General features: G+C 70.5%; 23 protein-coding genes. 21 read left to right on the top strand and 2 right to left on the bottom strand.

What is annotated here, in order from left to right; all coding sequences use genetic code 11:
• Nucleotides 1-473 precede the first annotated feature (473 nt).
• The 19 genes from FIF60_RS03735 (at nt 474) to FIF60_RS03825 (ending at nt 20,424) form a co-directional block, all read left to right on the top strand.
• The gene (locus FIF60_RS03735; RefSeq protein WP_144183976.1) at nt 474-1,952 is read left to right on the top strand and encodes an NAD-dependent succinate-semialdehyde dehydrogenase; all 1,479 of its coding nucleotides are present in this window, start codon (nt 474-476) and stop codon (nt 1,950-1,952) included.
• Between the two features lie 38 nt (nt 1,953-1,990).
• Nucleotides 1,991-3,355, top strand: a complete 1,365-nt coding sequence (gene gorA, locus FIF60_RS03740; RefSeq protein WP_144183978.1) for a glutathione-disulfide reductase — start codon at nt 1,991-1,993, stop codon at nt 3,353-3,355.
• A gap of 66 nt (nt 3,356-3,421) precedes the next feature.
• Complete coding sequence (locus FIF60_RS03745) at nt 3,422-4,804, top strand: class II 3-deoxy-7-phosphoheptulonate synthase (RefSeq protein ID WP_144183980.1); 1,383 nt, start codon at nt 3,422-3,424, stop codon at nt 4,802-4,804.
• Between the two features lie 3 nt (nt 4,805-4,807).
• On the top strand, nt 4,808-5,935 hold the full coding sequence (locus tag FIF60_RS03750) for a beta/alpha barrel domain-containing protein (RefSeq protein ID WP_144183982.1): 1,128 nt from the start codon (nt 4,808-4,810) through the stop codon (nt 5,933-5,935).
• Entirely contained in the window at nt 5,936-6,856 is a 921-nt protein-coding gene (locus FIF60_RS03755; RefSeq protein ID WP_144183984.1) for a DMT family transporter, read from the top strand.
• 9 nt (nt 6,857-6,865) lie between these two features.
• Nucleotides 6,866-8,530 (top strand): NAD+ synthase, encoded by a 1,665-nt coding sequence (locus FIF60_RS03760; RefSeq protein ID WP_144183986.1) that lies wholly within the window; start codon nt 6,866-6,868, stop codon nt 8,528-8,530.
• On the top strand, nt 8,527-8,943 hold the full coding sequence (locus FIF60_RS03765; protein ID WP_144183987.1) for a hypothetical protein: 417 nt from the start codon (nt 8,527-8,529) through the stop codon (nt 8,941-8,943). Before FIF60_RS03760 ends, FIF60_RS03765 begins: the two co-directional genes overlap by 4 nt.
• Nucleotides 8,940-10,295: a glutamate--tRNA ligase gene (gene gltX / locus FIF60_RS03770; RefSeq protein WP_144183989.1), complete on the top strand. Its 1,356-nt coding sequence runs from the start codon at nt 8,940-8,942 to the stop codon at nt 10,293-10,295. Before FIF60_RS03765 ends, gltX begins: the two co-directional genes overlap by 4 nt.
• 92 nt (nt 10,296-10,387) lie before the next feature.
• Complete coding sequence (gene cysS / locus FIF60_RS03775) at nt 10,388-11,821, top strand: cysteine--tRNA ligase (protein WP_144183991.1); 1,434 nt, start codon at nt 10,388-10,390, stop codon at nt 11,819-11,821.
• Complete coding sequence (cimA, locus tag FIF60_RS03780; RefSeq protein ID WP_144183993.1) at nt 11,818-13,404, top strand: citramalate synthase; 1,587 nt, start codon at nt 11,818-11,820, stop codon at nt 13,402-13,404. Before cysS ends, cimA begins: the two co-directional genes overlap by 4 nt.
• A 38-nt stretch (nt 13,405-13,442) precedes the next feature.
• Nucleotides 13,443-13,715, top strand: a complete 273-nt coding sequence (locus FIF60_RS03785; protein ID WP_144183995.1) for a metal-sensing transcriptional repressor — start codon at nt 13,443-13,445, stop codon at nt 13,713-13,715.
• Nucleotides 13,716-13,725: 10 nt separating this feature from the next.
• On the top strand, nt 13,726-14,499 hold the full coding sequence (locus FIF60_RS03790; RefSeq protein ID WP_144183997.1) for a HoxN/HupN/NixA family nickel/cobalt transporter: 774 nt from the start codon (nt 13,726-13,728) through the stop codon (nt 14,497-14,499).
• A 17-nt stretch (nt 14,500-14,516) separates the two neighbouring features.
• Nucleotides 14,517-14,921, top strand: coding sequence for a CopM family metallochaperone (gene copM, locus FIF60_RS03795; protein WP_144183999.1), 405 nt, complete (start codon nt 14,517-14,519; stop codon nt 14,919-14,921).
• A 34-nt stretch (nt 14,922-14,955) separates the two neighbouring features.
• Nucleotides 14,956-15,795 (top strand): RNA methyltransferase, encoded by an 840-nt coding sequence (locus FIF60_RS03800; RefSeq protein WP_144184001.1) that lies wholly within the window; start codon nt 14,956-14,958, stop codon nt 15,793-15,795.
• The gene (locus FIF60_RS03805; protein WP_144184003.1) at nt 15,779-16,642 is read left to right on the top strand and encodes an alpha/beta fold hydrolase; all 864 of its coding nucleotides are present in this window, start codon (nt 15,779-15,781) and stop codon (nt 16,640-16,642) included. The genes FIF60_RS03800 and FIF60_RS03805 overlap by 17 nt, the downstream gene beginning before the upstream one ends.
• Before the next feature lie 11 nt (nt 16,643-16,653).
• A complete protein-coding gene (locus tag FIF60_RS03810; protein ID WP_144184005.1) occupies nt 16,654-17,625 on the top strand; it encodes a Bug family tripartite tricarboxylate transporter substrate binding protein in 972 nt (323 codons plus the stop codon).
• 66 nt (nt 17,626-17,691) lie between these two features.
• The gene (locus FIF60_RS03815; protein ID WP_144184007.1) at nt 17,692-18,678 is read left to right on the top strand and encodes a TRAP transporter substrate-binding protein; all 987 of its coding nucleotides are present in this window, start codon (nt 17,692-17,694) and stop codon (nt 18,676-18,678) included.
• 1 nt (nt 18,679) lies between these two features.
• Nucleotides 18,680-19,141 (top strand): TRAP transporter small permease, encoded by a 462-nt coding sequence (locus FIF60_RS03820; protein ID WP_144184009.1) that lies wholly within the window; start codon nt 18,680-18,682, stop codon nt 19,139-19,141.
• On the top strand, nt 19,141-20,424 hold the full coding sequence (locus FIF60_RS03825; protein WP_144184011.1) for a TRAP transporter large permease: 1,284 nt from the start codon (nt 19,141-19,143) through the stop codon (nt 20,422-20,424). Before FIF60_RS03820 ends, FIF60_RS03825 begins: the two co-directional genes overlap by 1 nt.
• 8 nt (nt 20,425-20,432) lie before the next feature.
• On the opposite strand, the gene FIF60_RS03830 is transcribed toward FIF60_RS03825, so the two are convergent.
• Nucleotides 20,433-20,642: a hypothetical protein gene (locus FIF60_RS03830; protein ID WP_144184013.1), complete on the bottom strand. Its 210-nt coding sequence runs from the start codon at nt 20,640-20,642 to the stop codon at nt 20,433-20,435.
• Nucleotides 20,643-20,883: 241 nt separating this feature from the next.
• On the opposite strand from FIF60_RS03830, the gene rpsD reads away from it, so the two are divergent.
• A complete protein-coding gene (rpsD, locus tag FIF60_RS03835; protein WP_144184015.1) occupies nt 20,884-21,498 on the top strand; it encodes a 30S ribosomal protein S4 in 615 nt (204 codons plus the stop codon).
• Between the two features lie 76 nt (nt 21,499-21,574).
• Nucleotides 21,575-22,888, top strand: a complete 1,314-nt coding sequence (locus FIF60_RS03840; protein ID WP_204251097.1) for an SAM-dependent methyltransferase — start codon at nt 21,575-21,577, stop codon at nt 22,886-22,888.
• Here FIF60_RS03840 and FIF60_RS03845 read toward each other — a convergent pair.
• Nucleotides 22,876-23,856: a glycosyltransferase family 2 protein gene (locus FIF60_RS03845; RefSeq protein WP_158639055.1), complete on the bottom strand. Its 981-nt coding sequence runs from the start codon at nt 23,854-23,856 to the stop codon at nt 22,876-22,878. The genes FIF60_RS03840 and FIF60_RS03845 overlap by 13 nt on opposite strands.
• Nucleotides 23,857-23,861 lie beyond the last annotated feature (5 nt).

The raw sequence follows: 23,861 nt of genomic DNA on the forward strand, positions 1-23,861 counted from the left end.
CAAACAGCCAGGCGACGAGGGCCAAGACCGGGTACCCAGCCAAGCCGCCAGCGGCAAAAAGCGCGATGCCGAGCCGCCGCCTATAGCGACGCTCAAGGCGCTCTGCGCGTTTGACCTCATCGCGAAACGCTGGAGACACGGGAACAGTCGGTCGCGAATGCATCGCTTTGCTGGCACCTGATATGGCAGACAGCACTCTGCAGCCGGACGGCGCCCCGATCATTGCGCTTGGTCAACACCAGCAATTTCCAATCGGACCAGATGCTCCGACGGCACTTTGGCTCCGCCTGGTGCCCCCGGCCACGGCAGCACAGCGCCCGCTGGCCTTGCCTGCCTCGAATGGATCGGCGAGAGCCCGCGGTCTCGGGGAGTTGACCTGGCGCCCGGCCGACGCCCGCAGCCCCAGCGGTTCGACCACCCGCGATCACGGGTGTATGGTCCCCCCCAGCACCGAGAAACGGGAGGACCACCCCATGCTGAACCCGGCCGCGCCCCTGCCGCTGAAGGACCCCTCGCTGTTCCGCCAGGCCTGCCTCGTCGGCGGCAAGTGGATCGGTGCCGACAACGGCAAGACCGTCCCCGTGCGCAACCCCGCCACCGGCGAGGTGATCGGCGAGGTGCCCGCCTTCGGCCGCGCCGAGACCCGCCGAGCGATCGAGGCGGCCGCAGCTGCCTATCCCGCCTGGCGCGCGATGCTGGCCAAGGAGCGGAGCGCGATCCTGCGCAAGCTCTACGACCTGATGCTCGCCAACGCAGACGACCTTGCGCTCATCATGACGACCGAGCAGGGCAAGCCGCTCGCCGAGGCCAAGGGCGAGGTCGTCTACGCCGCCTCGTTCATCGAATGGTTCGCCGAGGAGGGCAAGCGCGCCTACGGCGACATGATCCCGCACAACGCCAAGGGCCGGCGCATCCTCGTGATGAAGGAGCCCGTCGGCGTGTTCGCGGCGATCACGCCCTGGAACTTCCCCGCGGCGATGATCACGCGGAAGATGGGCCCGGGCCTCGCGGTGGGCTGCACCGGCATCGTCCGCCCCGCCTCTCAGACGCCGTTCACGGCGCTCGCCATCGGCGTGCTGGCCGAGCGTGCCGGGCTTCCGGCGGGTGTGATGAACATCATCACCGGGCCTTCCGCCGAGACGGGTGCTGAGCTCACCGAGAACCCGACCGTGCGGAAGCTCTCCTTCACGGGCTCGACGGAGGTCGGCAAGATCCTGCTCGAGCAGTGCGCGAAGACCGTGAAGAAGGTCTCCATGGAGCTCGGCGGCAACGCGCCCTTCATCGTGTTCGACGACGCCGACCTCGATGCCGCAGTCGCCGGCGCCATGGCCTCGAAGTTCCGCAACACCGGCCAGACCTGCGTCTGCGCGAACCGCATCCTGGTGCAGGACGGCATCTTCGACGCCTTCTCGAAGAAGCTCGCGGAGGCCGCCTCTGCGATGAAGGTCGGCCCCGGGACGGAACCCGGCGTGGGCCAGGGCCCGCTGATCAACGCCGATGCGGTCGCGAAGGTCGAGGAGCATATCGGCGACGCGCTGCAGAAAGGCGCTACGGTCGTGACGGGCGGCAAGCGGCACGAGCGCGGCGGCAACTTCTTCCAGCCGACGGTGCTGGCCGACGTGCCGCGCGAGGCGAAGATCTTCTCCGAGGAGACGTTCGGGCCCGTCGCACCCCTGTTCCGGTTCCGCACGGAGGAGGAGGCGGTGGAGCTCGCCAACGACACGCCCTTCGGCCTCGCGGCCTATTTCTACACCCGCGATGTCGGCCGCGTGTTCCGCGTCTCCGAGGCGCTCGAGTACGGCATCATCGGCGCGAACGAGGGCATCATCTCTACCGAGGTTGCCCCCTTCGGTGGCTTCAAGGAGAGCGGGCTCGGTCGCGAGGGCTCGAAGTACGGCCTCGAGGAGTATCTCGAGGTGAAGTACATCGCCCTGGGAGGAATCGGGACCTGACCTGCCACGCCTGACGGTCCGCGCCCTGGAGGAGCTTCATGGATTTCGATCTGTTCGTGATCGGCGGTGGCTCCGCCGGGGTCCGGTGCGGCCGCATTTCGGCAGGCCACGGCGCGAAGGTTGCCGTCGCGGAACGGCGCTTCTGGGGCGGCACCTGCGTCAATGTCGGCTGCGTGCCGAAGAAGCTGATGGTCCAGGCCGCCGAATACGGCGCCTGGGCCGAGGATGCGCGAGGCTTCGGCTGGGACATCGACGTGCGCGGCCATGACTGGGGCGGGCTGCAGAAGGCGGTCACGGCCGAGACGGAGCGGCTATCGGGCATCTACCGCAAGCTGCTCGACGGCGCCGGCGCGCGCATCTTCGATGCCTCCGCGAAGCTCATCGACGCCCACACGGTCGAGGTCGCGGGCGAGCGCGTCTCCGCGAAGCACATCGTGATCGCGGCGGGCGGCGAAGCCGTCCACCCGACCTTTCCGGGTGCGGAACACTGTCTGATCAGTGATGCACTGTTCTCCATGCAGAGGAAGCCGAAGAGCGCCGTGGTCATCGGCGGCGGCTACATTGCATGCGAGTTCGCAGGCATCCTCGCGGGCCTCGGCGTCGAGACGACGCAGATCTATCGCGGCAGGCTGTTCCTGCGCGGCTTCGACCCCGACATCCGCGAGGCACTCGCCGGCGAGATGCGCGCCGCGGGCATCCAGCTCCGCTTCGACACCGACGTGACAAAGGTGGAACAGGCGGGCGAAGGCTACCTCGTCCACCTGACCGATAACGCGATGATCGAGGCCGATGCGGTGTTCGCAGCGATCGGCCGCCGGCCCGCCACCGAAGGTCTCGGGCTTGAGGCCGCGGGCGTTGCGCTGCGCGACAACGGCGCCGTGCTCGTCGACGAGGGCGGGCGGACGTCGGTGCCGCACATCTACGCGCTCGGCGACGTGACGGACCAGGCGAACCTCACCCCCGTCGCCACAGGCCAGGGGCATGCGCTTGCAGACACGCTGTTCGGCAACAACCCGCGCACCATCAGCCTCGAGAACATCCCGACCGCCGTGTTCACCGCCCCGCCCATCGGCACGGTGGGTCTGACGGAGGACGAGGCCGCCGCGCGTGGCGAGATCGATGTCTATATGAGTCGCTTCAAGCCGCTGAGGCATACCATCACCGGCCGCGAGCGCCGCACGCTGATGAAGCTGGTGGTCGACCGCGCGTCGCAGCGCGTGCTTGGCGTGCACATGCTCGGCGAGGATGCGGGCGAGATCCTGCAGGGCTTCGCGGTCGCCGTGGTGATGGGCGCGACCAAGCAGGATTTCGACCGGACGATCGGCATCCACCCCTCCGCCGCGGAGGAGTTCGTCACGATGCGCACCGCGCGGCCCCGCTCTGTCGCCAAGGCGGCGGAGTAGCGCTGCGCCGCCGGTTGTGCATAACTTGCGCTGCACTGCAACCACGATACTCGAGGAACACACGCCATGACCGCGCCCTGGACCCCCGATTCCTGGAGGGGCAAGCCGGTGAAGCAGCTTCCGGCCTATCCGGATGCCGCCGCCCTTGCCGCTGTCGAGGAGCGGGTCGGGCGATTTCCCCCGCTGGTGTTTGCAGGCGAGGCACGCCGGCTGAAGGCGGCCCTTGCCGCCGCCGCCGAGGGGCACGCCTTCGTGCTCCAGGGCGGTGATTGCGCCGAGGCCTTCTCCGACATGTCGGCCAACACCATCCGCGACACGTTCCGCGTGCTGCTGCAGATGGCCGTGGTGCTGACCTATGGCGGGGCCGTGCCGGTGGTGAAGATGGGCCGCATGGCGGGCCAGTTCGCCAAGCCGCGTTCCTCGGACAACGAGACGGTCGGCGGGGTGACGCTGCCCTCCTACCGTGGCGACATCGTCAACGGGCCGGAATTCACCGCCGAGGCGCGGATCCCCGACCCGAAGCGGATGGAGCAGGGCTACTTCCACTCCGCCTCGACGCTGAACCTGCTTCGCGCCTTCGCCCAGGGCGGCTACGCCGACCTGCACGAGGTGCATCGCTGGAACCTCGGCTTCGTCGAGCGAAGCCCGGCGGCCGCGCGCTACCAGGACCTCGCCTCGCGCCTCGACGAGACGCTCGCCTTCATGGCCGCCTGCGGCATGACGAGCGAGACGACGCCGCAGATCCGCGAGACGGATTTCTACATCAGCCATGAGGCGCTGCTTCTGCCCTACGAGCAGGCGCTCACGCGCGTCGACAGCACCTCGGGCGACTGGTACGCCTGCTCAGCCCACCTGCTCTGGATCGGCGACCGCACGCGCCAGGCCGATGGCGCGCATGTCGAGTTCCTGCGCGGGGTGAAGAACCCGCTCGGCCTCAAATGCGGCCCCTCGCTCGAGGCCGACGACCTGCTCCGCCTCTGCGACGCGCTGAACCCCGGCAACGAGGCCGGGCGGCTGACGCTGATCGCGCGCATGGGCGCCGACAAGGTGGAGGCGAAGCTTCCCGGCCTCGTCCGCGCCATCAAGCGCGAGGGCCGCAAGGTCGTGTGGCTGACCGACCCGATGCACGGCAACACGGTGAAGGCCTCCAACGACTACAAGACGCGGAGCTTCGACGCGATCCTCTCCGAGGTGCGGCAGTTCTTCGACGTGCACCAGGCCGAGGGCACATGGGCCGGCGGCGTGCATGTCGAAATGACGGGCCAGGACGTGACGGAGTGCCTCGGCGGCTCGCGCGCCATCACCGAGGCCTCGCTCTCGTCGCGCTACCACACCTTCTGCGACCCGCGCCTGAACGCGGAGCAGAGCCTCGAGCTCGCCTTCCTCATCGCTGCCGAGCTGAAGGAGCGTCGCGTGCCGGCGGATCGTCGCCGGGTCGCCGCGCAATAGCCCATGGCGGACGGTGCCGCGCCGCGTGGCGGCGAGATCGCGGCGCGCACCGACGTCTATTTCAGCCGCACCCGCGCGATCGTCGAACGCTTCGGCGACGCGACCGTCACCTACGCGGTGTTCCTCCGCCGCCCCGTGCTGATGGCAGCACGGCTCGCGCTCGACTGGCTTCGCGCGGTGCGCGGCGAGCAGGTGCGCATTGAGGAGCTCTACGCCGAGGGCGACGAGGTCGGCGCAGGCGAGCCGCTGCTCTACCTCACAGGCAGCTTCGCGCAGCTCGCCGAGCTCGAGACGATCCTGCTGCAGAAGCTCGGCGCACCCTGCGTCGCTGCCTGGAACGCGCGCGAAATGTGCCTCGCCCTGCCCGGCGTGTCCTTCCTCGCGATGGATGCGCGGCACTGCGCGGGGACCGAGATGGCGGAGCTGATGGCCTACGCCGCCTCGGTCGGGTCGCGCGCGGCGCAGGCGCGGGGGGCAAAGGGGTTCATCGGCAACGCCACGCACGCAACGGCGCGGTTCTTCGGCCGCGACCGTGGCCTCGGCACGATGCCGCATGCCCTGATCGGCTATGCCGGCTCGACGCTCGGCGCCGCAGAGATGTTCGTCGAGACCTTCCCCGACGAGCCGCTCACCGTGCTCGTCGACTATTTCGGCGCCGAGATCACCGACGCGCTCGCCGTCTGCCGCCGCTTCCCCGATATGGCGGCGGCCGGAAGGCTCTCCTTCCGCCTCGACACCCATGGCGGCCGCTTCCTCGAGACGCTCGACCCGGCCGCCTCCTACGCCGTGCTCGAGCGGCACGCGCCGGAGGCGATCCGCCGCTACCGCTCGGAGGAGGAACTGCGCTGGCTCGTCGGCACAGGCGTCTCCGCCGCCGCGGTGTGGCGGATGCGCGAGGCACTCGACGAGGCGGGGTTCGGCGGCGCGCGCATCGTCGGCTCCTCGGGTTTCTCGGTGGCGAAGTGCCGGATCATGGCCGAATGCCTTGCCCCGCTCGATGTCGTCGGCACAGGCTCGTACCTGCCCGAGGTCTGGTCGGAGACCTACGCGACGGCAGACATCGTCGCCTATGACGGCGTGCCGAGGGTCAAGGTCGGGCGCGAGTTCCTGCTGAAGCGCGAGGCGCGCTGAGTGGCCGCCAGCGACGGGCGCGAGCAGCGCATCGGCTTTGCCTGCGCCTCCCTCGTCCTGGTCATCTGGTCGGGCTTCATCCTCGTCAGCCGCGCCGGCGCGACGGGGGTGCTGACGCCGTGGGATCTCGCCGCGCTTCGCCACGCCGTCGCCTTCGCCGTGCTCGCGCCCTTCGCCGCGGGCGGCGCGCTCGGCGCCATCCCGGGCTACCGCGTGCTCGCGCTCGGCGCCTTCGCCGGGCTCGGCTTCCCGCTCTGCGCCTATGTCGCCTTCACGATGGCGCCTGCCTCGCACGGGGCGGTGCTCCTGCCTGGCGCGCTTCCCTTCGCCACCGCGCTCGTCGCGCGGCTCTGGCTCGGCGAGCGGGTGGGGCCCGAGAAGGCGCTCTCGCTCGGCATCGTGCTCGCCGGCATCGTGCTTCTCGCGGGCGGCGATTTCCTGGACCACCCCGGGGCCTGGCGGGGTGATCTCCTGTTCCTCGCAGGCACCACGTCCTGGGCCGTGTTCACCCTTCTCGTGCGCCGCTGGGGCATCACCGCGATCCAGGCGACCGTGGCTGTCGGCGTCGTCTGCGGGCCGCTCTACCTGCCGGTCTGGCTGCTTGCCCTGCCGTCGCGGCTCCCGGAGGCGAGCTGGGGCGAGATCGCCTTCCAGGGCTTCTACCAGGGCGCCCTCGCCATGGTCCTCGCCTCGCTTCTCTACACGCGTGCGCTGGTGGCGCTCGGGCCGACGCGGCTCGCCTTTTTCACCGCCGTCGTGCCCGCGCTGGCCGCCGTCGCCGCCTGGCCGATCCTCGGCGAGGCGCTCGGGCCCGCCGGTATGCTGGGCGTCGCCGTCGTGTCGGGCGGCATGATCTACGGGGTCTGGCGCGGATCAGGCCCGCCGCCGCTCCGCGTTGACGCACCTGCCCCCCGAACCTAGCTTCCGGCCATGACAGAGACCCTCCGGATCGCCCTTGCGCAGCTCAACCCGCACGAAGGCGAGGTGGAGAGGAACGCAGCCCGCATCCGCGCCGCCCGGGCAGAGGCGGCAGCGAAGGGGGCGGACCTCGTCGTCACGCCCGAGCTCTCGATTGCCGGCTATCCGCCGGAGGACCTGATCCTCAAGCGCGCCTTCCTCGACGCCTGCCGCGAGAGGATCGAGGCGCTCGCCGCCGACACCGCCGACGGCGGGCCGGGCCTGATCGTCGGCGGCCCCTGGCTGACGGAGGGGCGGCTCTACAACGCCGCCTTCCTTCTCGAGGGCGGCCGCATCGCCACGGCGCGGGCCAAGCACGAGCTGCCGAACTACGGCGTGTTCGACGACAAGCGCCATTTCGTTCCTGGCCCGGCTCCCGGCCCCGTGGTGTTCCGCGGCTTTCGCCTCGGGCTGATGATCTGCGAGGACTGGTGGTTTCCCTCCGTCTCCGAAACGCTCACCGAGACGGGGGCAGAAATCCTCCTGTCCATCAACGGCAGCCCCTACGAGGCGGGCAAGCAGCATGTGCGCGAAAGCCTCGCCGTCTCCCGCGTCGTCGAGACGGGGCTTCCCTTCGTGTTCCTGAACCAGGTGTGCGGGCAGGACGAGCTCGTGTTCGAAGGCGCGAGCTTCATCCTGAACGCCGATCGCGCGCCCGCCTTGCGCATGCCCTCCTTCTCCGAGGCCGTTGCCGTCACCGAATGGAAGCGGAGCCGCAGCCATCTCGTCTGCGCCCCGCACCCGCTTCCGCCCGAGGAGACGCGGGAGGAGAGCATCTACCGCGCGATGATGCTCGGCCTCGCCGACTACGTGAACAAGAACCGGTTCCCCGGCGTGGTGCTCGGCCTCTCCGGGGGGATCGATTCAGCGCTCACCGCCGCCGTCGCGGTCGATGCGCTCGGCGCGGATCGGGTGAGGGCGGTGATGCTTCCCTCGCCCTACACGAGCCAGGAGAGCCTCGACGACGCGGCCGACGCGGCGCGGCTTCTCGGCATCCGCTACGACACCGTGCCGATCACCGGCGCGATGGAGGCGTTCCACCAGGCGCTCGCGCCCGTCTTCGCCAATCGCGCGCCCGACATCACCGAGGAGAACATCCAGTCGCGCGCGCGCGGGCTGATCCTGATGGCGATGTCGAACAAGTTCGGCGACATGCTGCTGACGACGGGGAACAAGTCCGAGATGTCGGTCGGCTACGCCACGCTCTATGGCGACATGTGCGGCGGCTTCTCGGTCCTGAAGGACGTGTACAAGACGACCGTGTTCGCCCTGTCGCGCTGGCGCAACGGCCACCGGCCCGTCGATGGCCGCGGCCCCGGCGGCATGGTGATGCCCGAGCGCATCATCACCAAGCCGCCCTCGGCGGAGCTCAAGCCCAACCAGACCGACCAGGACACGCTGCCGCCCTATGACGTGCTCGATTCGATCCTGGAAGGGCTCGTCGAGGACGAAGAGGGCGTCGAGGCGCTGGTCGCGCGCGGGCATGACCGTGCCACGGTGCTGCGCGTGTGGCGGATGCTCGACCGCGCCGAGTACAAGCGCCGCCAGGCCCCGCCCGGGGTGAAGATCACCCGCCGCGCCTTCGGGCGCGACCGGCGCTACCCGATCACCAACGGCTTCACGGGGCTCGTGTCGTGATCGGCGGCATCTTCGCTCCCGAAGGCGGCTGGGTGGTGCGCATCCGCGACCTCTCCGCCGATGATCCGTCCGCGCCAGAGGCGGTGGAGGACGTGCCGGGCTTCTCCTCGCTGATGCACGCCAACGCCTTCGCCCGCCGCTACGTCCGCGACAGCCTCGAGCGCTGCCGCGTTCCCGGCGCGACGCCGGAGGAGGTCGCTGCCGACTGGCATGCCTTCGGCGAGGATGCAGAGGTGGCCGATGCTGCCGAGGCGGGCTGGAAGAGCGCGTCCGAGCTGTCGCATTTCGCCGCCCATCCCGTTGCCCCGGATGACGAGGAGCGCGACTGGCGCAGCCTCGACCCGCGCCGTGACGACGGCGAGGAGGACGACGACGAGGACGGTGAGGGCGGCGAGCCCGGAGAGGGCGAATGACCCCCCGTGTCCGCTTCGCGCCGTCTCCCACCGGCTATCTCCACGTCGGCAATGCCCGCGCCGCCGCGGCCAACGCGCTGTTCGCCGCGCGGCACGGCGGGGTGTTCATCCTCCGCCTCGACGACACCGACACGGCCCGCTGCCGCCCGGAATACGAGGCGGCGATCGCGGAGGATCTCCGCTGGCTCGGTCTCGCCTGGCAGGAAGGCCCGCTGCACCAGCGCGACCGGCTCGCCCGCTACGCCATGGCCGCCGAGGCGCTGAAGGCCTCCGGTCGCCTCTACCCGTGCTGGGAGACCGAGGAGGAGCTTTCCTTCAAGCGGCAGCAGAGGCTGAAGCGTGGCCTCGCGCCGATCTATGACCGTGCCGCCCTCGCGCTCACCGAGGAGCAGCGCGCAAGGGCGCTCGCGTCCAGCCGCCCGCCGCACTGGCGGTTCCGCCTCTCCGACGGGCATGCCGAGTGGGACGATCTCGTTCTCGGCCAACGCGCGGTGAAGCTCGGCGCGGTGTCGGACCCCGTGCTGATCCGCGCCGACGGCACGCCCCTCTACACCTTCGCCTCGGTGGTCGACGACATCGACCACGGCATCACCCACGTGATCCGCGGCGAGGATCACGTCACCAACACGGGCGTGCAGCGCGACATCATCGCCTCCCTCGGCACCAACCCCGACGCGATGCGCTTCGCCCACCTGCCGCTTCTCGTCGGCGCCGATGGCGAGCCGCTCTCCAAGCGCATCGGCTCGCTCTCGCTCCGCGCGCTCAGGGGGGACGGCATCGAGCCCGCCGCGCTGCTCGCCTATCTCGCCCGGCTCGGCACCTCGTCCGACATCGCGCCCGCGGGCTGGGATGAGCTGGTCGCCGGTTTCGACTTCGCCGCCTTCAGCCGGAGCGCGGCGCGGTTCGACCCCGCCCAGCTTCTCGCGCTGAACCGCCGCGTGCTGCACGCGCTTCCCTTCGAGGCCGTGCGCGCCCGGCTTCCCGAAGGCGCGACGGAGACGTTCTGGCACGCCATCCGCGGCAATCTCGACATGCTCTCGGAAGCCCGCCACTGGTGGGACGTGGTGGCCGGCGCGATCGTGCCGCCGCCGATCGAGGAGGAGGGAGAGCGCGCCTTCCTCGCCGAGGCGGCAGCGCAACTGCCCGCCGGCACCTATGACGGCGCCACGTTCAAGGCCTGGACAGGGGCGCTCGCCGAGGCTACCGGCCGGAAGGGCAAGGCCCTGTTCCGCCCGCTGCGGCTTGCGCTGACGGGCGAGGAGCACGGGCCGGAACTGAAGGATATCCTTCCCCTGATGGGCCGGGATCGGGCATATCTGAGGCTCACCCAGGCCGCTGGAGGCGTGTCGTGACCATCCGGTGTCGTTGCCCCATCTGATCAGACCAAAGGTTTGACCAGACCGCGCGTGTGACCCATACGGGCCAAGGCCCACCGGACGGAACGATGACCGAGCTCACCCTCTACAACTCCGGCACGCGGCGGAAGGAACGCTTCCAGCCCCTCGACCCCGATCACGTGCGCCTCTACGTGTGCGGCCCGACCGTGTATGACCGCGCCCATCTCGGCAATGCGCGGCCGGTCGTGGTGTTCGACGTCCTGGTGCGGCTTCTCCGCCGCCTCTATCCGCGCGTGACCTATGTCCGGAACATCACGGACGTGGAGGACAAGATCATCAACGCCGCGCGCGAAGGCGGGGAAACGATCGAGGCGGTGACCGAGCGGACGACGCGCTGGTTCCACGAGGACATGGCGGCCCTCGGTGCCCTGCCGCCCGACATCGAGCCGCGCGCGACCGAGACGATCGCCGAGATGATCGCGCTGATCGAACGGCTGATCGCCAACGGCCACGCCTACGCGGCCGACGGGCACGTGCTGTTCGACGTGCCGAGTTTCCCGAAATACGGTGCGCTGTCGAATCGTTCCGTCGAGGAGATGGAGGCCGGCGCGCGTGTCGAGGTCGCGCCGTACAAGAAGGCGCCGTCGGATTTCGTCCTGTGGAAGCCGTCCTCCGACGACCAGCCAGGCTGGCCGAGCCCCTGGGGGCGCGGCCGCCCCGGCTGGCACATCGAGTGCTCGGCGATGAGCTGGAAGGAGCTCGGCGCGGATTTCGACATCCATGGCGGCGGGCTCGACCTGATCTTTCCCCACCACGAGAACGAGGTCGCGCAGTCGCTCTGCGCCTTCCCGGGAAGCGGCTTCGCGCGCCTCTGGATGCACAACGGCATGCTTCTCGTGGCGGGCGAGAAGATGTCGAAATCCTTGGGCAATTTCCTCACCGTCTCCGACATCCTTGCCGAGGGGCCGTGGGCTGGCGCGGCGTTCCGGCTGCTCCTGCTCAAGACGCATTACCGCATGCCGCTCGACTATTCGCGCGAGCGGCTTGCGGAGGCGAAGGCCGAGCTCGATGATTTCTATACGCCGCTGTTCGCTACCGCCGGCAATCCCGAGCGGGACACCGAGGATGCAGCCGAGCTGGTGGACTGGGCGCTCGCGCCGTTGCTCGATGACCTGAACACGCCGCTCGCCCTCTCGCGCCTGCACGACCTCCGCACCCTCGCCAACATCGATGCCGCGGGCGGTTCGGCGACTGCCGTGCTCGCGCGGATGGACCGGAAGCGTGATCTCATCCCGGGCGAGGCGGTCACAGCGCTTCGCCGCGCCGCCTCGGTGCTCGGCATGCTCGGCAGCGATCCGAGAACATGGCGGCAGGGCGCGGGCGGCGATGCGGCCGAGATCGAGGCGGCGATCGAGGCCCGCCTCGCCGCACGCCGCGCGCGCGACTTCGCGCAAGCCGACCGTATCCGCGCCGAGCTTCTCGCGAAAGGCATCGTGCTCGAGGACACCAGGGACGGCACGACCTGGAGGCGCGCGTCGTGAGTGGGGCGCGGATCCACCTCTACGACTGCACGCTGCGCGACGGGCAGCAGATGCAGGGCATCGATTGGGGCGTTGCCGACAAGCAGGCGATCGCCCGCGCCCTCGATGCCTTCGGTGTCGATACGGTGGAGGGCGGGTGGCCCGGCGCGAACCCGATCGACGATGCGTTCTTCGCCGCACCGCCTGCGATGAAGCGCGCGAAGCTGTCGGCCTTCGGCATGACGCGGCGCGCCGGCCGAAGCGCCTCGAACGACCCGGGCCTCGCCGCGATCTTCGCAGCGAACACGCCGATCGTCACGCTGGTCGGCAAGACGTGGGACTATCACGCGGAGATCGCGCTCGGCGTGTCGCTCGAGGAGAACCTCGCGATGATCGCCGACAGCGTCGCCGAGGCGGCGCGGCGGGCCGAGACGGCGATGTTCGACGCCGAGCACTTCTTCGACGGCTACAAGCGCAATCGCGACTACGCGCTGAAGGCCATCAACACCGCGCACGAGGCAGGGGCGCGCTGGATCGTGCTGTGCGACACTAATGGCGGAACGCTGCCAGACGAGGTGGAGGCGATCGTCGCCGAGGTCGCACGCCACATCCCCGGCGAGCATCTCGGCTTCCACGGCCACAACGACACCGAGAATGGCGTGGCCAACACGCTTGCCGCCGTGCGGGCCGGCGTGCGCCAGGTGCAGGGGACGATCAACGGCATCGGCGAACGCTGCGGCAACGCCAACCTCATCAGCATCATCCCGAACCTGATGCTGAAGATGGGCTACGAGACGGGTATCACCGAGGACGGGCTTCGGGGGCTGACCAAGCTCTCGCGCATGCTCGACGAGAGGCTGAACCGCGCGCCCGCACGGGGGGCGGCCTTCGTCGGCGAGAGCGCCTTCGCCCACAAGGGCGGCCTGCATGTCAGCGCGGTCGAGCGCGACCCGGCGACCTACGAGCACATCTCGCCCGACCGCGTCGGCAACCGCCGCCACATCGTCGTGTCGGACCAGGCGGGGCGGTCGAACATCCTCTCCCGCCTGCGCGATGTCGGCATCGACATCGACCCCGATGACAGGCGGATCAAGCGCATCCTCGACGAGGTGAAGGCGCGCGAGTTCCAGGGCTATGCCTATGACGGGGCGGAGGCGTCGTTCGAGCTGCTCGCGCGCAAGGTCCTCGGCACCGTGCCAGAGTATTTCCACCTCGAATCGTTCCGAACGCTGGTCGAGCGGCGCGGCGAGGGGGAGGAGCCGCTCTCGGAGGCGACGCTGAAGATCGTCGTGCGCGGCGAGCGCGTCCTGACCGTCGCCGAGGGCAACGGCCCGGTGAACGCGCTCGACGCGGCGCTGAGGAAGGCGCTCCTGCCGCACTACCCCGAGGTCGCGGCACTCCGCCTCGTCGACTACAAGGTGCGCATCCTCGCGCCCGACCAGGCGACGGCGGCGGTCACCCGCGTGATGATCGAGAGCGAGGACGCCACCGGCGCGCGCTGGTCGACCGTGGGCGTCTCGGGCAACGTCATCGAGGCCTCGTTCGGCGCGCTCGGCGATGCCATCACCTATCTCCTGATGCGCGAGGGCGCGGCAGGCGGCTGAGGCTCGACATATCCCCTCCGGGGGGATAGGGTGACGGAATGTCGAAGGGCATCCGCCATGCCTCGCACGACCAGGTCGTCAAGCGGCTCCGCCGCGTCGAGGGCCATCTCCGCTCGGTGATCGGGATGATCGAGGACGGGCGAGCCTGCCTCGATCTCGCGCAGCAGCTCTCCGCCGTCGAGAAGGCGATCACCGCGGCCAAGCGCACGCTGATCCAGGACCATATCGACCATTGCCTCGACCGTGCCGTCGAGGAAGGCAAGGCCGAGGCCGCGCTCGCGGAGTTTCGCGAGATCGCGAAGTACCTGTAAGGCCGACGCGATGGATTTCGCCGCGCTTCTTGCCCAGGGCCAGGGCGCGGCGCTCGCCTATCTTCCGGTCGCCTTCGCGCTCGGTGCGCTGCACGCGCTCGAGCCGGGCCATGCCAAGACGATGATGGCGGGCTTCATCGTCGCCTCCCGCGGCACGGCGGGGCAGGCGACGCTGCTCGGCCTCTCCGCCGCCGTCGCGCACTCCCTGATCGTCTGGCTGCTCGCCCTTCTCGGCATCTGGCTCGGCGACATGCTGATCGCCGAACGCGCGATCCCGTGGCTGCAGGCGGCTGGCGGCCTCGCCGTGCTCGCGGTCGCGGCCTGGATGGGCTCGCGCCTGCGCCGTGGCGGCGAGCACCACCACGATCACGACGACCACGACCACCACCACGACCACCACAACGACCACCACCACGACCATCACCACGACCATCACCACGGGCATTCGCATCGTGTCGTCTGGCAGGACGGCCAGGTCGCGACGACGCGCCAGGTGATCGCCGTCGGCTTCTCCGGCGGGCTCGTGCCGTGCCCGGCCGCGGTGCCCGTGCTGATCCTGTCGATGCAGGCCGGCGCGGCGGCCATCGGCATCCTCACCGTCGCGGCGTTCAGCCTCGGCCTCGCCGCCGTGCTCGTCGGCGTCGGCCTCGCTGCCGCGTTCGGGCTCTCGCGCATCGGCGGGGACAGCGGCTTCGCTCGCAAGCTGCCCTGGATCTCCGTCGTCGTCATCGCCCTCGCCGGCGTCTACTCGCTGGCCAAGGGACTGTCGCATCTCGCTGGATGAAAGGGAGAAGACCCAGCATGAGTCTCGCTCGCACCGCACTCGCCGCTGCCTTCGTACTTGCCGCAGGCGCTGCCTCGGCCGATCACGGACCCGCTCACCGGATGACCCTCGCCCAGGCCGGCCACGGGCATCATGGCCATGCGGCTGCGCCGGTTGCTGCGCAGGAGCCTGCCTCCACCCGCGCCTATCGCGAGGCCAACGAGAAGATGCACCGCGACATGGACATCCCCTACAGCGGCGACGCCGATCGCGACTTCATCGCCGGGATGATCCCGCACCACCAGGGCGCGATCGACATGGCACGCATCGTTCTCCGCTACGGCCGCGATCCGGAGGTGAGGAAGCTCGCCGAGGAGATCGTCAAGGCCCAGGAGGCCGAGATCGCCCAGATGCGCGAGATGCTCCGCCGCCTCGGCGGTTGACCTCCCGCTGATACCGCCCTAACCCCCTCGGCCCATGACGGGTCGAGAGGGCGGGGCGGAGATCGGGCCGGTGGGCGAGAATACGCCCGCCGTCATCCTCGTTCGCCCGCAGCTTGCCGAGAACATCGGCGCCGCAGCGCGTGCCATGGCCAATGGCGGGCTGTTCCATCTGCGCCTCGTCGCGCCGCGCGATGGCTGGCCGCTGGAGAAGGCCTGGCGCATGGCCTCGGGCGCGGATCGCATCCTCGAGGCCGCGACGCTGCACGAGACGCTCGCCGATGCGGTGGCCGACCGCGAGCGCGTCTTCGCAACCTGCCCGCGCCCGCGCCACGTCATCGTCGAGACTATGACGGCACGCGGCGCCGCCTCGGCGCTGCGCGACGCCGCCGCGCGGGGCCTGCGCACCGGCATCCTGTTTGGGCCTGAGCGCGCGGGGCTTCTGGCCGACGATCTCGCGCATGCCGACACGCTCGTGCAGATCCCGCTCAACCCGGCCTTCAACTCGATGAACCTCGCCCAGGCCGTGATGGTGATGGCGTATGAGTGGTGGACCTCCGGCGACCCCACACCGCCCGCGCGGCTCGTGACGAACGAGACGCGCGTCGCGTCGAAGGACGAGCTCGAGAACTTCTTCCGCCACCTCGTCTCGGAGCTCGATGCCTGCGGCTTCCTGCGCAACCAGCAGAAGCGGCCCGGCATGATCCGCAACATCCGCGCCCTCTTCCAGCGCGGCGAGGTGACGGAGCAGGAGCTGCGGACGCTGCACGGAATCGTCACCGAGCTCGCGCGCGGCCGCCGCATCCGCGGCCGCGTGGAGCCCGACATGCTCGAGGCGATGCTCGACGAGAAGGATCCCGATGCGCACGCATCCTGACGGCACGTCCATTCTCCCGCTTCCCGATCTCCGCTTCGCCGAGCTCGATGCCGCGCGGCTCGGCCTCTCCGGCCCGCGTGCGTCCTACATGGAGGCGGGCGAGGCGGGACCGGTGGTGCTCTGCCTGCACGGCATCGGCGCCTCGAGCGTGTGCTTCCGCTTCCTGTTCGCCGGCCTCTCGCGGCATGCGCGCATCGTTGCACCCAACGCGCCTGGCTATTTCCTCTCGGATCCGTTCTCCGCCGACGCGCCGCGGGCGGAGGACTATGCCGATGCCGCGGCTGCCTTCCTCGATGCGCGCGGCATCGAGGGGACTGTGCATGTGGTGGGCTCGAGCTTCGGGGCGATGACGGCGGCGATGCTCGCCGCGCGGCACCCGGCGCGCGTGGCGAAGCTCGTGCTGATCGGCGCCTCGCGCGGCCAGCGCTGGAAAAGCGATGCCGAGCGGGGCGAGATGCTCGCGCGCCGAGCGGCAAGCGTGGCCGAGGGCGGCGTGGCGCTCGGGCGGACGCGCTGGCAGGCCCTCGTCGCCCCCGGAACGGGAACGGTCGTGCAGGACCTCGTGCAGACGATGCTCTCGGCAACCAACCCGCACGGGCTGATGCAGGCCGCGCGCGCGACGGACGCGGTGGACATCGTCGCAGACGCCGCCGCGCGAATCGCCGCGCCGACGCTTGTTCTCACCGGCGAGAAGGACGGCGTGAACCCGCCCGCCATCGGCGATGCGATCGCCGCCGCGATCGGCACGCATGCCCGCGTGGTGAACCCCGCCGGCATCGGCCACCTTCCCGAGCTCGAGGCGCCGGCTATGACGCTGCGCCTCGTATCCGACCATCTCGGACTGTGACGGAGACGACGATGCTGACACGCCGCTTCGCCCTTGCTTCCGCGCTCGCCGCACCCGCGCTCGCGGTGCGCGCGCAGGCCAGTTGGCCCGACAGGCAGGTGCGCATCGTCGTGCCGTTCCCGCCCGGCGGCGGGCTCGACGCGCTCGGCCGCGCGCTGGCGGTCGAGCTTTCGCCGCGCTGGGGACAGGCGGTGGTGATCGACAACCGGCCCGGCGGATCGACCGTTCCGGGAACCGACATCGTCGCCAAGGCCGCGCCGGACGGGCACACGCTCCTGCTCACGGCGGACAACTCCATCACCTCCAACCCGCATGTGATCCGCGGGCTGCCGCACGACCCGCTGAAGGACCTCGCGCCCGTGACGCATCTGGTCGACGTGCACCAGATGGTTCTCGTCCACCCGTCCGTGGATGCACGCGACATGGCGGGGCTCGTTGCCGCGGCGAAGGCGCGGCCGGGCGTGCTCAATTTCGGCAGCTACGGCACGGCGAGCCAGCCGCATCTGCTTTTCGGCGCGCTGATGGCCGCGACCGGCATCGAGCTCGTGCAGGTTCCCTATCGCGGGCTGACGCCTGCCGTGCTCGCCACCATCGCTGGCGAGGTGCAGATGACGCTCGCCGGCGTCGCCTCCTCGCGCGAGCATCTCGCCGCCGGAACGTTGCGTGCGCTCGCCGTCGGCCGGCCGTCGCGCCTGCCGCAGCTTCCCGAGGTGCCGACGCTCGCCGAAGCGGGCTTCGCGCAGATTGACCCGCGCACGTGGTTCGGCATGCTCGCACCCGCCGGCACGCCAGAGGCGCTGCGCACGCGCATCGCGGCCGATATTGGAGCAGCCATGCAGGCCCCCGCCGTGGCCGAGCGGCATCTCGCGCCGAACGGCTACACCGTGCATGCCGGAACGCCGGCCGAGTTCGCCGCCTTCATCGCCGCCGACTACGCGTACAAGGCGGAGCTGATCCGCACCGCGGGCATCACCGCGAGCTGAGGCTCTGGCCGGGCAGGGCGTGCCGGCCTAGTCTCTCGCTCGACACGCTTCCGGGGGGACCGAACCATGTCCATTCGCCGCTCGCTCTTCGCCGTTGCCGTGCTCGGCGCGGCAGGCGTCGCGCCATCCATCACGCCGGCCCTCGCCCAGGCGCCGCTCCGCCTTGGCCATGTGCTTGCCGAGAGCCATTCCTGGCACGTCAACGCCGCAGGCTTCGCCCAGGAGGTGGAGCAGAGGACGGCCGGGCGGGTGAAGATCCAGGTCTTCCCCGGCGGCCAGCTCGGCGCCGAGACGCGCGTGATCGAGGGGCTACAGCTCGGCTCGGTGCAGATGGGCCTGATCGGTGCGGGCTCGTTCCAGACGGTGGAGCCCAAGATGGGCATCGTCGAGCTGCCCTACACCTGGCCGTCGCGCCAGCACGCCTACCGCGCCTATGACGGCGAGCTCGGCGCCGCGCTCGCCAAGCTGATGGAGGCGAAGAACATCGTCATCCTCGGGTGGTGGGAGACGGGGCTGAGGCACGTGACGACGCGCGATAGGGTGGTGCGCACGCCGGCGGACCTGCGCGGCCTCAAGATCCGCGTGACGCCCGACCGCATGCGCCTCGAAACGTTCAAGGCGCTCGGCGCGGAGCCTGCGCCGCTCGCCTTCGGGGAGCTCTACTCGGCGCTCCAGCAGGGCGTGTTCGACGCGCAGGAGAACCCCCTCTCGATCATCTGGTCGGCCTCGTTCTTCGAGGTGCAGAAGCAGCTCGCCCTGACCGGCCATGTCTATGGCCCGGCCGCGCTCGCGATCTCCCGCACGGCCTTCCAGCGGCTGACGGCCGAGGACCAGGCCGTGCTGCGTTCGGCCGCCGCCACCTGGGGCGCCAAGCAGCGTGCCGACAGCCAGGCGGCGGACACGGCGGCGATCGAGCAGCTGAAGGCCAAGGGCATGACCGTGACGGAGGTCGACCAGGCGCCGTTCATGGCCGCTGTGAAGCCGGTGTGGGACGAGTTCGGCCGCATCTATGGGCCGGAGCTGATGGCGCTGCTCGAGCGCTACCGGAACTGACATGGCGCGGCTCGCGGCCGCGATCGGTTCGGCCGCGATCGGACTTGCCGCCCTCCTCACCGCCCTCTTCACCGCGGCCGTGCTGTGGACAGTGGCAGCGCGCTACGGGTTCGGCCGCACGCCCGTCTGGGCGGAGGAGCTGCCGCGGCTGCTACTCGTCTGGGCGGCTTTCCTCGGCGCGGGCGGGGCGGAGGCGCGGGGCGGCCATCTCTCCGCAGGGCTGATGCCGCTTATCCTTGGCGAGGGCAGGGCAGCGCGCCTCGGCGCCGCCTTCGCAGACATCGCCGTCATCGTCTTCGCCTGCCTCTCGGTGTGGGCGACGGTGACGTTCATCGGCATCGCCGGAAGCGGCACGACCACGGCGCTCGGACTGCCCGCCTCGTCGTTCTACTGGGCCGGCGCTGCGGGGCTGGGGCTGATCGCGTTCGGCGCGGCGGCACGGCTGATCGACCGGTTCCGGTGATGGGCGGCGCGCTCGCGACGCTGTTCGGCACCTTCGCCGCGGCACTCGTGTTCGACATCCCGGTCGCCTCCGCGCTCGGCATCGCGGCGATGGCGGCGATCCTCGTTCACGACATCGCGCCGCTTCCCGTCGTCGCGCAGCAGATGGTTGCCGGCCTCGACAGCTTCCCGCTTCTTGCCATCCCGCTCTTCGTCCTCGCGGGCGGGCTGATGGGGGCGGCGGGGCTCACGGGGCGCATCGTCGCGCTCGCGCTGTCCCTCGTCGGGCAGAGGCGAGGGGCGCTCGCCGCCGTCGCGGTCGTCGCCTGCATGCTGTTCGGCGCGCTGTCGGGGTCGGGCGTTGCCGACGTGGTGGCGATCGGCTCGCTCGTTCTGCCGGCGATGCGACGGTCCGGGTATCCGCCGGGCTTCTCGGCAGCGCTTCTCGGCTGCGCCGGCTCGCTCGGAACGATCATCCCGCCCTCGATCGTCATGATCGTCTATGGCGTCGCGACCGGCACGTCGATCGGGCAGCTCTTCACCGCCGGCCTCGTGCCTGGCGTGCTCGCGGGGCTGGCGCTGATGGCCGTCTCCGTCTGGAAGGCGCGCCGCGAGGGCTGGGGCGGCACGGCGGAGGCCGAGGGGCTCGTCGAGGAGGAGGGGGCCTGGGTCGGGCTGCTTGCGCTCGGCGCGCCGGCGATCATCGTCGGCGGCATCCGCGGCGGCATCTTCACCGCGACGGAGGCCGGCGCCGTCGCCTGCCTCTATGCGCTCGTGGTGGGAGTGATCGCCACCCGCGCGTTGACGCCGGCGCTGCTCTGGGCCGAGCTTCGCCGCGCGGCGGAAACCTCGGGCGTGATCCTCTACGTGATCGCCACCGCCTCGTTGTTCGGCTGGGTGCTCGGCGCGATGGGGGCGCCACAGGTGGTGACGGCCTGGCTGCTCGGCCTGACGCGCGACCCGACGGTGGTGATCCTTCTCGCCATGGCGCTGCTTCTCGTGCTCGGCACGTTCATGGAGACGATCGCGGTCATCCTGCTTCTCGCGCCGATCCTGTCCTCAACGCTGCCGCGCTACGGCATCGACCCGGTGCATTTCGGGCTCCTGCTTGCGCTGAACCTCGCCATCGGGGCGAACACGCCGCCGCTCGGGATCGACCTGATGGCCGCCTGCCGCGTGGCGGGGATCCCGATGCGCGAGAGCTTCCGGCACCTGCCGGCGCTGCTTGGGGCGATGGCGTGCGTGCTGCTTGCGCTCGCGCTGATGCCCGACGTGGTGCTGGCCCTGCCCCGCGCCCTGGGATGACTTGCGCCTCAGCGCTCCGGAAGCTGCCGGGCGAGGCGTTTCGCGAGCAGGTAGCCGATGACGCCGCCGAGCGGCGCGCCCGGCAGGATGAGCAGCCAGCCGACATGGGCGCCCTGGATGACGAGCCCCATGCCGATGCCGAGCATCATCCCGCCCGTGACCGAGCCGATGACCCCGGCGGTAAGGCCGAGGACGAGGATGTCGCTTCGCGTGATCATGCCGGGGCATTAGGCCGCGCCGCGGCGCCAGGCAAGGGGGCGGTCCGGCAGGCGGCCCGGATTTGACAAGCCTCCGATTTGACAAGAGGGGGGGCCGCTGCCATACCCCGCCGCACTCCCGGGAACGTGGACGGGCCCTTGGTGGCCCGCGCCCGCCCTTTGCCGTTTGGCATGGGGCCTACCGGGACAGAAGGGGCTGCGACGGGCAGCGCCACAGAAGAGACGACGAAAGGGGTCGCGCATGACCAAGCGCGCCGAAAGCAAGTACAAGATCAACCGCCGCCTCGGCATGAACCTGTGGGGCCGGCCGAAGTCGCCGATCAACAAGCGCGACTACGGCCCCGGCCAGCATGGCCAGCGCCGCAAGAAGCCGACCGATTTCGGCACGCAGCTCATGGCGAAGCAGCGGCTCAAGGGCTACTACGGCAACATCGGCGAGCGGCAGTTCCGCCGCTATTACGAGGAGGCCGTGCGCCGCAAGGGCGACACCTCCGAGAACCTGATCGAGCTGCTCGAGCGCCGGCTCGACACGGTGGTGTACCGCCTGAAGTTCGCCATCACCCCCTTCGCCGCCCGGCAGTTCGTGAACCACGGCCACATCCAGGTGAACGGCAAGCGTGTGAACATCTCGAGCTACCTCGTGAAGGACGGTGACGTCATCGAGGTGAAGGAGAAGTCGAAGCAACTCGCCGCCGTGCTCGACGCCTCGCAGACGACCGAGCGCGACGTTCCCGAGTATCTCGAGGTCGATCACCGCGCGATGAAGGGCCGCTACCTGCGCGCCCCGAAGCTCTCCGATGTGCCCTACCCGGTGCAGATGGAGCCGAACCAGGTGGTCGAGTTCTACTCGCGCTGACGCGGGGCGACACGACGATGTCTCGGCGCGCCGGGCGGGGGAACCTGCTCGGCGCGTTGTGTTTCGGGGCGCCGTGGTGAGCGACGCCCACCTTCTCAAGGCAGCCCGCGGCCTCGCGCGGCTCGCGGCAGAGCATGCGCCGAGCGCTCTTTCGCTCAGGCTCTGGAACGGCGAGATGCTTCCGCTCGGGCCGGAGGCGGATGGCAGCGTGGCGATCGCGCTGAACTCGCCGCTGGCCATCGCGCGCCTCCTGCGCCGCCCGCGCATCCGCACGGTTGTGGAGCTCGTCGCGTCGGGCGATCTCGATGTCGTCGGCGGAACGCTTCTCGACATCGCCGACCGTCGCGGAACGGCACGCACGAAGGGGCTGTGGAAGCGGCTGCCGAAGGCGCGGCTCCTGTCGCTCGCGCTTCCCTTCCTGACGCTCCGCGGCGACGCGGCGCGCAGCCACGCCTATCGCGGCGCTAAGGGCCAGCATGCCGGGAAGGGACGCGACGACGCGGCGCTCGTGCGCTTCCACTACGACCTCTCGAACGCCTTCTACGGCCTCTTCCTCGATCCGAGGATGCAATATTCCTGCGCCTATTTCCCGAGCTGGGAGGCATCGCTCGAGGAGGCCCAGGAAGCGAAGCTCGAGATGATCTGCCGCAAGCTTCGCCTCGCGCCGGGCGAGCGGCTTCTCGACATCGGCTGCGGCTGGGGTGGGCTCGTCTGCCACGCCGCGGCGAAGCATGGCGTGCGCGCGCATGGGGTGACGCTGTCGGAGAAGCAGTTCGAGGGGGCGCGCGCGCGCATCGCGGCGATGGGCCTCGAGGACCGCGTGACGGTCGAACTCAAGGACTGGCGCGCGCTGCTTCCAGACCGAGCCGAGGGCTTCGACAAGATCTCGTCGATCGGCATGTTCGAGCATGTGGGGCTCGCCAATGCGCCGGCCTATTTCGCCGGCGTGCGCGCGCTGCTGCGCCCGCGGGGCGTCTACCTGCACCATGCGATCACGCGGCCCGCGAAGCGGAGCGAGCGGCTGTTCCGCCGCAAGAACCCCGAGTACCAGGCGATCGTCGACTATGTGTTCCCGGGAGGCGAGCTCGACCATATCGGCAACACCGTTGCCTCGCTGGAACGGGCTGGATTCGAGGTGCACGACGTCGAGGGCTGGCGCGAGCACTATGCGCGAACAACGCGTCTCTGGACCGAACGGCTCGCCGCGCGTCGCGAGGAGGCGGTGGCGGAGGTCGGCGAGGCGCGGGTGCGGCTCTGGCTTCTCTACCTCGCCGGCGTGTCGCTCGCCTTCACGCGCGGCACGGCGCTGATCTTCCAGACGGTGGCGACGAAGCGCGCGCGCGGGCCGAGCGGCCTGCCGCCGACGCGGGCGGATCTCTACCGCCCGTAGCGCCCGAGCTGCGGCACGAACGCCCGCGGAAGCAGAGGCTGGAGGTACGCGGCGGCAAGGACCGCTGCGCGCTTCAGGCTCGGCGCCGCCGCGAGCGAGGCGCGCATCCAGCGGCGGCCCTGCGCGCCCTTGCCGTGGCGGACGAGCTCGCGCCCGACGATCCAGGCATTCTCCGCTTCCGTGCGGCGGCGGATCGCTGCCAGGCGCTCGGGCCCGAAGCGTGCGACGAGCGTGGGGTTGGCGAAGATCGCGTCCATCGCCGGCTCAAAGCTCGCGGGGTCGGTCGCCATCCGGAGATAGGCGCCGGAGGAACGCTGCCGCACATAGAGCAGCGGTTCCGCACCGGGAACGGTCGCGAAGCGGCCGAGGGTGGCGAGCCGAAGCCAGTACTCCCAGTCCTCGCCGAAGCGCACGCCGGGCAGGAACCCGCCCGCGCGTCGCGCCGCCTCGGCGCGGATCAGCATGTGCCCGCCATTGTGGAACAGGTTCATCACCAGGAGCGGCTCGACGATGTCGCCCGAAGGAAACGGCCCGTCCTTGACCCAGAGCGGGGTCGCACCCGGATGCGCGTCCTCCGGGACGAAGGCATAGGCGCCGTAGGCGGCGACGTCGCCTTCGCCGAGCGCCGCGCGCATCCGGGCGAGCGCCTCGGGGGCGAGCCAGTCATCGGCGTCGAGGAAGCAGAGCGCCTCGCCGCGCGCTTCCTCCATGCCGCGGTTCCGCGCGGCCGAGACGCCCGCATTCTCCTGCGCCACGAGCCGCACACGCGCGTCGCCGAACGCGGCGACCGCATCCGCCGTGCCGTCGCGCGAGCCGTCATCGACGACGATCGCTTCCCACTCTCCCATCGTCTGCGCGGCGAGCGAGGCAAGCGCGTCGCCGATGAAGGGCGCGACGTTGTAGGCGGGGATCACCACCGAAACGAAAGGGGCGCCCCCTTGCGGGGGCGCCCCCGTTGCAGCGCTCAAGCGTG

Source organism: Elioraea rosea (assembly GCF_007644105.1).
Classification (GTDB): domain Bacteria; phylum Pseudomonadota; class Alphaproteobacteria; order Acetobacterales; family Acetobacteraceae; genus Elioraea_A; species Elioraea_A rosea.